This window comes from Acinetobacter sp. UBA5934, assembly GCF_002430855.1.
Classification (GTDB): Bacteria; Pseudomonadota; Gammaproteobacteria; order Pseudomonadales; family Moraxellaceae; genus Acinetobacter.
Genome location: NZ_DJDC01000118.1, coordinates 10,033 through 22,811, shown reverse-complemented (window position 1 = coordinate 22,811; position 12,779 = coordinate 10,033). Strand labels below are relative to the sequence as shown.

Below are 12,779 nucleotides of genomic sequence, written 5' to 3'. Positions count from 1 at the left end.
CTATTTGTTGAAGAATCTAACAATACTAGGTTATCAATAGAATTCACATCCAATCCTTGTCCCTGGAATGCCTCTATAAATTGAATAAAAAACTCATCAAACTTTGTTAAATCACTTTGAACATCTATAAGTTTAGTTTGCAAACTAGAATCTAAATTCAAGTTTGAAATATTGTCTAAAATTTCTTTTATCCAATCTTTTTTATGCTGATCAGACTTTGGTGGCTGGTCAGCTAATGCAGTGATATGTTCCACATCCCATTTTTCTTTTTTATAACGGTCAAATGGAAATTTGGTTGTTTCATTTTTATTATTTAATAGCGTTTGGACATTATGGAATAATAAAATTGGGCGTATTTTTGGAGATCCATATTGCAACTCATCTAAATCATCTCCTGGCAAATACTCTATTATTTTTTCGTTTATTAAATTAAGAAATTCCTTTTTACTTTTAGAGTTTTTTAATTCGTAAACTTCATTAATACCAAAACCAGTGGCGATTAGGTAACCAATTTTATGATATAATTTTCTATCCTCATACCATTCTTGAAGTGTCTGAAAACATTGTTTCACGTCACGCCATACTTGTTTTATTTTTTCTTGTTTTAACTTTTCTGAAAAAAATCTAAATGTAAAAAAATCGTCGTCATTACTTTTTTTGTTTGATATTAAATTAAAAATTAAGTCTATTCGGGTTGTTAATACTTTTTTATCTGTTAAAAAATACCATAATGAATCATTTTGTAAGGCATATTCCATTCGATCCCATTCTGTTGATATTTCAATCTGTTGTAATCTTATTTTTGCCTTATCTTTATCATTTAATTCAATAAAGTTAGTCTTGTTTAAAAATAATGCTTTTATCAACTCAGCATTAGTTAATGGAATTTTCCCCACATTTAAACGAGTAAATACTTCTACTGAATCACTATCAGTTTCATACCAAATAACTTTCGTATAATGAACAAATTTTGATTCTAATTCAGCTGAATTTAACTGCCCTAGTGATTCTAATCCTTCAGCCCATTCATGAATTGTTTGATAAGCATTACTTATAAAAAAGAAATCAATATTTTGCTCACTAATAGATGCATTATTAATATCAATTTCTAAATTATTTAAGAAATCCGAACTAGATTGGCGAGTCTGGTATTTTAAAGTAAACTCTTTATATTTAGATTTACCTTTCCACATTTCATTAATGTAATGGATCAATAAGAAAATAGTCGTAAGCCGTTGCTGCCCATCAATGACCTCATACCATGTTTTTTCAATATCCAGCCCATTTATACTTATAGAATCCCGATCCATAGGCTTAAGTACCAAAGGCTGTAAGCAGTACCAAGATTTCTCACCTTTATCATTTATTTTAGGTTCAAATTGATTGATATCATTTAAAAAATCTTTAATTTGTTGAGGAGTCCATCTATATCCTCGTTGATAGGCCGGAATAAAAAAGTTCTTTTCCAATAATTGTTGGATATTCATTGGTTCTATCATTAAAGTTGTGTTCACTCTTGCCCTCTTTTTACAACGTACTATTTTTATCTACCTGATTAATAAAGTAACTTGATTTACCCATAAGTCTTATCAAAAAGCTCTTTATCCTCTCTTAAATCAAACTTCTTCGACGCAATGATTGAGTATTTTTCAACCTCACTTGAACTATTTAACTGAGTTTTCCTACCATCAAAAGGTCATGGATTTAACATTTGTTTTATTACAAATACGGATCAATTATTTTTGCAAAGACAATATGAATTTCTCAATCATCTCTCTCTCCAACTCAGGTAACTCTTGAATTGATTTAGCAATTGGATCGTTACCTACATCTGAACTACGTGCTGTACGCCCTAGTAGATAGTCAGCAGACACATTTAAGACAACCACAAGCTTATAAAAATTTTCTAAAGAGGGCTTACGAGAGCCAGCTTCAATATGTGAAATCGACGTAGATGGAATACCAGACTTTTCAGCAAGTTCTTGCTGAGTCAATTTTCTTTGTTTTCTTATTTCTTTGAGCCGAGCACAAAACAACTCAGAATCCATTTCAGCCAGCATAAAACACCATAAATCGACAATAAAACTTGACTATATCGACAATTTTCAATATATATATTGTCAGTATTTTATAGTCTATTTCGACAAAAAGACATCATCAAAAGAAATTAAAAGAGGAAATTTAATATGAAGAAAGGTACTTAATAATTTATTTTTAAGCTTTAAGTCCCATATTGGGAACTTTGTAGAAGTTAGTAAAAGGCATAGAATTCCTATGCCTTAGTCATTCCCAACTCAAGAATACTTTATTTTGAGTAACTGTTCTTTGTCTTCTTCAGTTAACTCTCGTTTTCCATAGAGTTGCTGAAGTATCTCATCCATTCCGACGTATCTGAGATGCATGTACATACACAACGCCGTATAGCCACAAAAGAGATATGTCCCCTTCTTATCCTCAATCCAAAAGCCCTCTTGTAATATGACTGGCTTTTTATTCTTATTTTCTAATATGTCATCAATATCAATTTGATTAACGGTCATATTGATATATGGCTGATACATTTTGGTGACTACAGCGTATTGTTTACTTATCTGACATTTACCATTTTTTTTGGCCACTTCTAGAATCCTCTTTAACTTCTTAAATTTTCTCATTTTGACCTCGGCATCTTTCTTTAAACCCTTGATACCAGACTTCAATTTCTTCCCGATCAAAATAGACAGCTGCTTGACGAGATTGCCCCATTTTCAAGGGTTTTGGGAAGCGGTCATCTTTCTTCATTAAATTTCGCAATGCGTTTCTTTCTATACCTAGAAGCTTACATACAGTGTTGTAACTCAATAAGAAAGGCTTTATCTGAACAATGCTGAATACTTCAGATTGTTCAATTTTTTCAGTTAATTCAGATTCATTTTTATTAATCACACAACCCATTTTTAATCTCAAATAAAGACATTAAGTAAAGCGTAGCAAAGACCAAAAATTGAAAATTATTTTGAGATAAAACTCGAAAAAAAAGTCACCTTATAAGGTGACTCTTAAATTTTCACAGGGATTGATTAACTCAGAGTGAATAGACATAATCTGCCCACCACTGCATTAGATCAACTCGTTCTTGGAAATGCTCTGCTTTATCGTATATACCTTTTGTACCCTGTTTAACGTGAGATAGTGCAGATTCGATAATTTGATACTTATCACTAAATTCATTATTAAGCGTTGTTGATGCCAAATGCCTAAAACCATGTGCATGCTGTTTATTCTCATAGCCTAAAGATATTAACGCTTCATTGAAGGTATCCACACTCATTGCCATCATTGGGTCATTTCGTAAGGGAAATAAATATGGGGATGGTGTCTGTATCTCTTTTAATCTTTTTAACAATATAATTGCTTGGTCTGGCAAAGGCACACGATGTTCTTTTTTATTTTTCATCATCTCTGCAGGTTTAATCCAAATCTTCCGATGAAAGTCGAATTGTTCCCACTTCGCCTGTTGTAACTCACCAGGGCGTGGGAAGAGTAAAAGCAATAATTCTAAACCTATTGCTGTACTACGACTAGAATATGAACGAATTGCAGACAAAAGGTCTGGCAATTCAATTAAATCGACAAATTTGAAATTTCCACTTTTATGACGTTCAAAAAATCCCTGTACCTCTCGCACAGGATTTTCTTTATATTCACAATATATACAAGCCCAATCGTACGCCTCTCTTGCAAAGCTAAGTAGTTTGCGCATTTGTGCTGGGATTTTTAAATCATATTCTAATCTCGCAAAAAATTCGTACCATTCCATGGTTTTAATCGTTCTTAAATCACAATTTCCAAATTCAGAATAAATATGTTTTTTAATCGATAATTGCATCTTAGAAAAATTTTTAGGGTTCCATTTTTTTTGTTTTTTATCAAGTAAGCTTTCCATAAGTGAAGATAACTTGTACTTATCAACTTCTAAAAATGTACCTGCTTCTATTTCTTTCAGATAGCCGCTCGCAATTACCCTTGCCTCTTTAGCTTTAATAGTCGGGTAAGCTCCTATCCCTTTCCACCCCCATTTTCCATTTCTTTTTTTATACCTAAACTGCCAACTTTTGCTGCCATTTGCTTTTACAAAAAAATATAAATTTGGACTGTCCCATAATCGATAGTCTTGCATTTCCACTTCTAGTGCAGTAAGAACTGTATCTGCCAAATAACCTTTTTTCTTTAACTCGGTACGTCTCATTACTATGTCTGAAAAATTACGTTAATAGCAGTTGATCACAGCTCTTAAAATCTCCAGAGATTTTTTATTCTAAGTTCAAGAAAAAGGTTTACTTTTTAATTGACCAATTCATCTAAATAATCAGCCCACCACTGCATCAACACACGGCGTTCATCTAAATGCTGTGATTTATCATAAACACCCTTGACACCTTTTTTCTTATGCGCCAAACATACTTCTATCACTTGTTCTTGATTACTGAATGCGTCATTCAAAATGGTACTTGCAAGATGTCTAAAACCGTGAGGATTCTGTTTTCCTTTATACCCCAAGCGATTCAGAGCTAGATTGAATGTCATATCACTAATCGTTTTATTGACAGAAAGACGGCTCGGAAACAAGAACTCAGACTCTGGCTGAATGGATCTTAACTCTGTGAGTAATGTAATGACTTGCTTAGATAGTGGGACTTGATGTTCCTGACGTGTTTTGGTCATTTCTGCAGGTTTGGTCCATAAGGCTTTTTTAAAATCGAATTGCTCCCACTTTGCTATCCTTAACTCACCTGGACGTGGGAATAGCATCATAAGCAGCTCAAGACCAATGCCGATGGCGCGCTTTTTATTATTACGAATTTTCTTAAGTAAAGCTGGTAATTCATCAACAGTCACGAAATCCATGTTCCCTGACTCGTAGGCATCTAGATGTTTGCTCATGCCTTCTATTGGATTTGAATTTATCTTGCCTTTAAACTTTGCCCAGTCATAGCAACCACGTACGTATGAAACCAATTTCTCAATCTGAGTATGAATGCCTAAAGTACGTTGTAGTCCTTGGAAAAAATCAAACCACTCTTTTGGCGTAATCTCTTTGTAATTACCTTGACCAAATACTGGAATAATGTGCTTCTCAATAGATTTTTGAGCTTTCGTATATGTTGCCTCACCCCACTTACTTGATTTAGTGTCCAACCACTCTCTCATTAGGTTTTCAAAGTAAAAGCTTTCAAGCTCTTTTCGTTCCTCGAGCAGTACTTTCTTCGACTTCAGGCTTTCACCTTTAGAAAGAGCTGAAGTAAATTCTCGTGCTTTTTGACGAGCAAGTTGAGCACTCACTTGAGGGTAAGAACCAAGACCCATCCAAGCCCATTTACCTTCAGAATTCTTGTAACGATACTGCCAATTTTTAACACCTGATTTTTTGACTAAAAAATATAAGCAAGCGCCGTCGAGTTCTCTATAGTCTTTTTCCTCAGGTACTAAAGAAGATAATGTTTTTTCACTGAGTGGTCGTTTCTTTATATCTTTCCGTAACATGCCCTATACCTTGTATCACCGAGTTAGATTATTAAACAGTGATACACGTGGTGATACAAATAGGGCTGTATTATATAGATCCATATAAATGCATAGAATATAAAAAAAGCCCCTAAATTATTGAATTTAGGGGCTTTTATTGACTATATAAGTACATATAAATACATCTATAATCTAATCTTGGTAGGTATAAGCAGACTCGAACTGCTGACCTCTACGATGTCAACGTAGAATCTTTTTAAGTAAAACAATAGCTTATTTTAGTTTGGTATAATCTTGGTCTAAACGCGACTTTATCCACAAGTCTTGAAATCCTCGTGTAAGTCTATTTTATCATTTATTTGGCAATATCAAAGATAAATATGGTCGGTTAATTTGAAACATTTTGGTATATGGTGGAACAGCTATCGTAGCGCCTCAGCGTGCACACGAATTTCATTTTAAATATTTGTTTTAATTATATTTATTTTTAAAATTAAAAATATGTACTACTAAATGTACCACTAAAAGAAAAAGTGCCTTAAATTCTAGTCTTCTTTCTATAAATTATACCATCAAAGCACAGGCGATACGCTTGACTTTTCGGATATCCAATATACAAGCCCTCACTTGAGGGCTTTGTCTTCTGGCCAAACTTCACTTAATCTTTCGACATCAATTGCGTGGCCATCTGCTTTTTCTGCCATACTTCGATATTCTGCTGTGCATGCTTCGAGTAACTCACTGTTGGTAATGGTGTACTCAATGATGGTTTCTTTGGGGGCTGTGGACAAACGTTTATTGGCTTCACTGAGTTGCTTTGACAGCCCACTAGCAGCCAGGTCAGCACTACGAGCGGCAGCATTCGCATCTTGTATCTTTTTAATCGCATTTTGTTCTACCTCAATATATTTATCTGACCAGACTTTTTCAGTGATGGCTTTCTGTTCTTTGGCTGTTTTAATGGCTGCTTGATAAGGCTTAATAGCTTTGGCCACACGTGCATCACAAGCAGTTTCAGCTTTACCTAAATCACCAGCCAAACTATTCACTTGCCATGTTTGAAAAAATAGGCATAGCAAAAGCACAATAATCAAAGTCCAGCGCTTGTTATTCCAAATCCATAAAAGTATTGGCATTACTGCGCTCCTATACATTTTTGATAACGATCCATTTGCCGGGTCCACACCCCATAGCAGTTGTTAGATCGGACTGAGCAATCGCGCTTGGCCACATATTTCCATTTCAACAATGATTGGCAAGCTTGCACGTATTTGCCCTGCTTTAGATTGCGAAGCATTGATGATCCATTCCAGTTGGTTTGGCCAAAGTTATAGGTGAAGTCAAGGAAGGTGTCATATTCAACCTGCGATAACTTCACACCTTGCAGCGACTTTCGAAAAGCAATCTCATCTTTGGCAACATGAGTTTTGGCCCATTCTTGCGCTGTTTTGCGTGTGATAAGCGGATCGGACATTTTTATTGGCTGGCCATTAGGCTTGACTGTTGAGCCGATACCTTGCGTTACCACCCCACCGCCATCTTTATAGGGTGTAGCTGAAAATCCTTCATGCATTTCTAAAGACGTAAAAAAAGCAGCCGAAGCTGCTAATAAAACGACTGATATTTTAGTCTTGGACATTGCATTCACCATTTAGTTTTCGCTTCGTCAGTTCATGAATTTCTTTTTCACGCTGATTCCGCTGCCATGAAAAATAGACATTGATGAGCAAGCCCAGGACAGCGACCCCAATACCAACCCACCCCATCCAGTCGATGCCCATAAAAAAACCGGCTGCACTTGCTGCACCACCGGTTACTGTTGCTTTTGATCCTAAAGCTGCTGCAGATGTTTCCGCTACTGCTGCGGTGGTTTCAGACATTGCGCCCCCTAATTTTTGGCAATAAAAAACCCCGACTCATTTAAGGTCGGGGTATAAAGTATTTTATTAATTAAATGATTGGTAAGACTGACTTAGCTACAATGGCAGCACCCGTGTCATTCCAGTGACTTCCTTCATTTGTGAAAGTAGGACCATCCTTACCACTTCCTAGAGTCGCAGTTTTTAAATTGCCAAAAATTGCAAATCCAGCTTCAACCCAACGCTTGGTTACATCAATTGCCAGTACATTATTATCACGTAATGATTGGACTGCCTCCTGGGTTTTATCCAAAGCTGTCATCATTCGTGCTTCGCCTTTAGTGGATTTGGTTTGTAGTCCAAATAGCAAGGTACCATCATCTGCAATACCGTTAAAATTCCAGGTAATCGACGCTGTAAAGAAGCAGTATTCTGGCGTTAAACCAAAATATGCAGCCCGACTAAACATAGATAACTCATAGCCTGTATTGGCAACATAGTTGTATGCTAGCCCTGCAAAAGTACCTACCGGATAAGCCCCAGCACTTCCAGCTCCGTCATTATGGATTCCTAGCTCTGATAGGATTAATGTAGGTTTGAAAGACCAGATCTCATTATCCTGATAAAGAGGTAAACCTCGATTTGAAGCTGTTGTGGCATTCGTTGCGTGTGAACCTCGTGCGCTATTGATATAGGAGATCATAAATTGACGTGGCGACCACTCGACTCCCCAGTACATAAAGCGTGCACCTGCACCAATCCGTGCAATAGTTAAGGTTTTTGCTGTGTCTAGTGAAGTAAAAGTACCATCCGTATTTCTACAACGCATTTTTAATCGCTTCTGGTACGTAGTATTCGCTTTGCTTTGTAATGTTGTTGCAGTCACAACACCTAAAGGATTAGGCACATTGACGCTTCGTGTCGCTGGTGTGGATTCAAGCTGACTAAACGTATAGTTATTTGCCTCCACCCATGTTTGGCTTGCTTCATCAAAAACCTGAACTTTTCCCATCCCCTCGGCAATTGTAATTTTTGCGTCGCTACCAACTGAATCAGTACGATAAATAAAGTTGAATTGCCATGCATTGATTGGAATTAGAAACTGCACTGCCGCATTTGCACTTTCTGAATAACGGGTTAAACCATCCCGATAAGCACCATCATCCCATTCTGATAGATTGGATGACGTTGCAAAAGTGCCGGTTTCAGAAAAATATGCAGAATCATAGCGACGATACTGCTGTCCATCCCACTTGAGTGCATCCCAGATATGAGAACAAAATGCATTTGAGTGCATCATAGGTGGTCTAAAAGGTGCGTCTGATCGCAAAGTGCAATGCTCAGAAGTACGCGCTGTCAACGATGTGCCAGTATTTATAACAACCACATCTTCATTCTTCAACAACATTGCCTTCCTGAACTTGGGCAATTTATCTTGATGGATTTTTGCACCATCTGCCTTGATAAACTTATACCAGGCCGCGTCATTAAATCCTCCAGCTGATCCGCCACCACTGCTGTTCGATGGCAAGAGTGCAGTTTTAATTTGTGCTTTTTCCAGATAAGGCTGATAAGCAGTTGCTTGCTCACCTAATTCTAATTGCACATTTCCATTTAGTTGTGTAGAGCCGACTGCTGTTTTCTTCAAATTGACAACAATGTGCGTAATTCCCAGTCCTGTAGGGACCTTAAAACAGTGTCCGACATTATCAACCGGTTTGGCCCAGGTGATATTGTCCAGTGCTGTGGTTGCTGTGGAGCTTGTAAAATAACCGCCTTGCGGTGTTGCGGTATTGCCAAAATATTCACCGCTGACGACATACCATTCGCCTGCTACAACTGGAATATAAGCTGATGCGGCAATGCCCAGGGTATCGGCCGTAAAACCTTTTGTGGAGGTTGAGTATCTTCGAACATAATCACAATTAGCGGGATTGATCTTGTTGTACGACTTATAGTCAAAAACCTCGGTCGTTGAAACCTTTGCTTGAACTTGTTGCTCAAGTTCAGGGATTCCAGCCACATCATTTTTTAATATTTTTAAAAAGAATGCTTCATAACTGGTGGCCAAAGAACCTAATTCAAATTGCGATGTGCCATCATATGTGGTGACATCCTGACCTGTATTGGTCAGGTTGAATACAGCAAAATTCGCGCCCGCTGGAGCAACTTGGGCAACCTTTGAAGTCGTAAATGAAATGGCAGCTGATGCCGGATCATTGGTTGCATACCAGGCAATATTATGATTGGTGCTGATATTCCCACTCAGGGTATAAGTTTTTCCAGCCTCAATAGGAATAAATCCGCTTCTGCGCCAGTTTGTTGATACCACAATTTTATTTTGTGTAGAATTAAAGTACTCCCCAGGAACAATTTTTGATTTATCAAAAAGGTTTTTTCCGGTAGTTCTGAAAACAGCATCAAGTGTTTCTTTTTTCGCTAAATCCTTATCACTTAACCCTGTATCAGTCCATGTGCCTGTAACCGGTGTAACACCCACAGCGCTAGTGCGATTCCAACGCCATATTTTACGAGTATCATCAGCACGTGCACGCATTTCAGATACAGTTGGTAAACTTGCTTTTAATGCAGCCTCAGTGGTAAAGCTAGTGTAAAAACCTTTCGCAATAACTTCATCTGCTTTGGCTTCCGCCTCTTGAGCAACCAGTGGAATAGATTTAAATGGGTTTCCATAACGCGGAACAATAACCTTTTTTTCATTAACCGCTTCACCTGCACTTTTTACATCAAGCTTTGCAGCTTCAAGTTCCTGCTTTGTCACAATGTCAACCATAACTTTTTCCTCTGGCAATAAAAAACCACCCGAAGGTGGCTGTTAATCTTTAAATTCAGTTAAAAGAAATCATGATCTTGCTGGTAGTACCTAGCATCATAATTCACTGCTTTAACCGAGTTGGTCATCTTTCCGGATGGTGACATCTCAGCGACTAAAAAAGCTGATTTCACAGCATCTTCAGACTTCACTATCTGATAGGTTGTTTTTAGGTATCGATCAGTTCCAACAACAAGAGAATCTACTGGGGGTCGAACCAAGACCACCTGATTAGTCATCAGTCCTGCACGACAGTCAATCATATCAACCGAACCATTAGGCATTTGCAGATAGATTTTTTTAACCTGATTTACTGAAAACTCAACATTTTGTGAAAGGGTTAAAGTCAAACCTTCAACCGCCTCTACCTCACCATCTTCAGTCCCCAGCAATGTGTTATCCGCAACCATAATCTTGTCATTGCGAGCCAGTAAATTGGATTCATCCAGTGCATCAAACTGGCATGTGATACGCTTAAAAAGCAGCTTGTTCCATTCACGCCATGCGCGTGTTTTTGCCTGCTCATCGGTGCGGATGCCTGTGGTTTTAATGGACATGGGATTTTTTGCCGAACCATTTTCAGGAATAGAATATTTGATTCGAGCATCATCTACCGAGCTGGTGTATTCAAGCTCAATACCATCATACCCTTTATCAATCCGGTTCGAATAAGACCGTTTTTCAGATTTTGGAACTTTATTGCGATGATTAAAAAGTAAAACTGCATTGGGTTGTGGCTTTTCAAACTTTAATCGCAGCTTAGATCCGAGCCGGTATGTTTCACAAAAGCTTGCGCTTGCGATCATTCCAGCAATTTCTTCAAACGATAAATTATTGTCATCTAGGGTATAACTGAACTCACTTGCTTTCGTTGAACCAAAATAACTATTCACTTCCTGCTCTACCGCCAGGATTTGATTGATATCAATTTCATAAGTACTTCTGCGACCGTTTTTACTATCCAAAGCAAGATAAATTAAGGCTTGTGCAGCTGACTTGGTCGGCATCAGTGCGCCAATACCATTGACCGGTAGTTTACGCGTCACCAGCATATTCAATTTGCGCTCTTTCAAAGATAGAGCGCCTTCAGTACCGAGTGTTTTTGAGCGAACAATCGTGACATCACCATAGTTCAAAACCTTGCTTTTCGATGCCGCATAAACATCCTTAATTTTGGTTAAGTCCTGGGTTTTGTCATTTTTAGTCGGTGTCGTTCGGGCGATCCGGAACCGCACACGACCAGGTGTATTCAAATGAATCCTCCGGGTAGTTCCAAATGGGCTTTTTGAACTGTTCGTAATCGTGAACTGCTGTGAGTAGATTTGGCCGGCTGGCTGATTGCTGCTGTTAATATACTGATACTCAACCTGCACAGTCATTGATTCTGCCCAAACCCCGCCTTTTGAGTCCTGATAGAATAGTCCGTTTTGGTAAAACAGATTAAAAACCAGTTCTTCAGTATTTTCCAAATCCAGGCTATACCAGCCTACCCAGCTGTTATTCAATTTATCCAGTCGAATTACTAAAGCATGGCCTTGCGTATTCTGATTAGGTAAAAAATTAACTTTCGCCCAGTCACTATTCAGCAGGTCTGGATTGATTAATTTAATCTCATTGGATGTTACCGACTCGACAATGTAAGTACCATTCAAATTGATTGAACTTGTATTACCGGTAAAGACAATACCCACCACATCAGTATAGCTTGTATTGATATATTCCCATTTTGGATTTACAGATAGCGCATCCTCCAGGGTTATCGTATAGGCGAATCTACCCGAAAATGGGTTTTTAATTATATTTGATACTTTATAACGCCCGGATAAGTCATAAAGGGTATCAATATAAGTGGGTTCTGTTTCCGGTGGTGCCGGTTCAATCTCTGTCGTCACCTTAATCAAAGCGCCAGACAGATTAATCTCCTTGAAATTATTCACACTCGCAATATCTGTTGATGAAATGACAATCAACTCTTTATTTGCCGTAAATGTGGTATCTGCTGCTATGTAGATATCTTTATTAAAAAATTCAGCACCGTAAATACCGATTGAATCATTCGGATCAAACAGCTCATCCAGATTAATACTTGAGGATGTAGTCTTAATCAAACCCGGGAACTGAAAATAGAGTTCTGTAGATTCTACTTTTTGATCATTAGGCACATTTAATGTCTGACCATTAATAGATTTTGATTTAATTGAAAAAGATGGAGCTTCAGTAAATGGTGCTCCAACCTGATAAATGGGTGTGCCGATAATGCTGGTATGAGGATCATAGACAGAAACTGCCATGTCAGAAATATCATTGATATTAGTTTGATCATCTTTAACATCATGAACCTGCACATAGCCACGGGTACACAACATTAAGCACTCTTCAATTTCCTTGTTATTAGCATCGTAATAGGTCATTGGTGCTGCAATTAAATCCGGTACCGCACGCAATTGCCCAAAAATTTCAGGAATTCGCCCGCCTAACCGAGCTTGATTCTGACGTGACGCCAGATCATTATTTGATGACTGTGGTGCAGAAACTTGCGGTTTCGGCATGGTCATATAAGTATAGACGCTAAACGCAGCCGT

The 12,779-nt window shown here is 37.8% G+C and carries 11 protein-coding genes; all 11 read right to left on the bottom strand.

The window, feature by feature from the left end:
* The coding region (locus B2Y23_RS08235; protein ID WP_291370161.1) for a DUF262 domain-containing protein at positions 1-1,487 on the bottom strand (1,487 nt) is incomplete at its 3' end.
* 249 nt (positions 1,488-1,736) lie between these two features.
* Positions 1,737-2,060, bottom strand: coding sequence for a helix-turn-helix domain-containing protein (locus B2Y23_RS08230; RefSeq protein ID WP_005104551.1), 324 nt, complete (start codon positions 2,058-2,060; stop codon positions 1,737-1,739).
* A gap of 234 nt (positions 2,061-2,294) precedes the next feature.
* Complete coding sequence (locus B2Y23_RS08225) at positions 2,295-2,618, bottom strand: hypothetical protein (RefSeq protein WP_291370158.1); 324 nt, start codon at positions 2,616-2,618, stop codon at positions 2,295-2,297.
* A 22-nt stretch (positions 2,619-2,640) separates the two neighbouring features.
* Complete coding sequence (locus B2Y23_RS08220) at positions 2,641-2,934, bottom strand: helix-turn-helix transcriptional regulator (RefSeq protein WP_291370156.1); 294 nt, start codon at positions 2,932-2,934, stop codon at positions 2,641-2,643.
* Between the two features lie 130 nt (positions 2,935-3,064).
* Positions 3,065-4,228 (bottom strand): tyrosine-type recombinase/integrase, encoded by a 1,164-nt coding sequence (locus B2Y23_RS08215; RefSeq protein WP_291370154.1) that lies wholly within the window; start codon positions 4,226-4,228, stop codon positions 3,065-3,067.
* Positions 4,229-4,323: 95 nt separating this feature from the next.
* A complete protein-coding gene (locus B2Y23_RS08210) occupies positions 4,324-5,523 on the bottom strand; it encodes a tyrosine-type recombinase/integrase (protein ID WP_163171568.1) in 1,200 nt (399 codons plus the stop codon).
* A gap of 605 nt (positions 5,524-6,128) precedes the next feature.
* Positions 6,129-6,641, bottom strand: coding sequence for a hypothetical protein (locus tag B2Y23_RS08205; protein WP_291370151.1), 513 nt, complete (start codon positions 6,639-6,641; stop codon positions 6,129-6,131).
* Positions 6,641-7,144 (bottom strand): lysozyme, encoded by a 504-nt coding sequence (locus B2Y23_RS08200; RefSeq protein WP_291370149.1) that lies wholly within the window; start codon positions 7,142-7,144, stop codon positions 6,641-6,643. The genes B2Y23_RS08205 and B2Y23_RS08200 overlap by 1 nt, the downstream gene beginning before the upstream one ends.
* Positions 7,131-7,385: a holin gene (locus B2Y23_RS08195; protein WP_291370147.1), complete on the bottom strand. Its 255-nt coding sequence runs from the start codon at positions 7,383-7,385 to the stop codon at positions 7,131-7,133. The genes B2Y23_RS08200 and B2Y23_RS08195 overlap by 14 nt, the downstream gene beginning before the upstream one ends.
* 70 nt (positions 7,386-7,455) lie before the next feature.
* A complete protein-coding gene (locus B2Y23_RS08190; RefSeq protein ID WP_291370145.1) occupies positions 7,456-10,158 on the bottom strand; it encodes a hypothetical protein in 2,703 nt (900 codons plus the stop codon).
* Between the two features lie 59 nt (positions 10,159-10,217).
* Positions 10,218-12,779, bottom strand: a 2,562-nt coding sequence (locus B2Y23_RS08185) for a host specificity factor TipJ family phage tail protein (protein ID WP_291370143.1), incomplete at its 5' end; no start/stop codon positions are given.

Coding starts and splice junctions, on each gene's coding strand:
- B2Y23_RS08220 (WP_291370156.1), bottom strand. CDS start 2,934: ATGGGTTGTGTGATTAATAAAAATGAATCTGAATTAACTGAAAAAATT.
- B2Y23_RS08230 (WP_005104551.1), bottom strand. CDS start 2,060: ATGCTGGCTGAAATGGATTCTGAGTTGTTTTGTGCTCGGCTCAAAGAA.
- B2Y23_RS08190 (WP_291370145.1), bottom strand. CDS start 10,158: ATGGTTGACATTGTGACAAAGCAGGAACTTGAAGCTGCAAAGCTTGAT.
- B2Y23_RS08205 (WP_291370151.1), bottom strand. CDS start 6,641: ATGCCAATACTTTTATGGATTTGGAATAACAAGCGCTGGACTTTGATT.
- B2Y23_RS08215 (WP_291370154.1), bottom strand. CDS start 4,228: ATGAGACGTACCGAGTTAAAGAAAAAAGGTTATTTGGCAGATACAGTT.
- B2Y23_RS08200 (WP_291370149.1), bottom strand. CDS start 7,144: ATGTCCAAGACTAAAATATCAGTCGTTTTATTAGCAGCTTCGGCTGCT.
- B2Y23_RS08195 (WP_291370147.1), bottom strand. CDS start 7,385: ATGTCTGAAACCACCGCAGCAGTAGCGGAAACATCTGCAGCAGCTTTA.
- B2Y23_RS08210 (WP_163171568.1), bottom strand. CDS start 5,523: ATGTTACGGAAAGATATAAAGAAACGACCACTCAGTGAAAAAACATTA.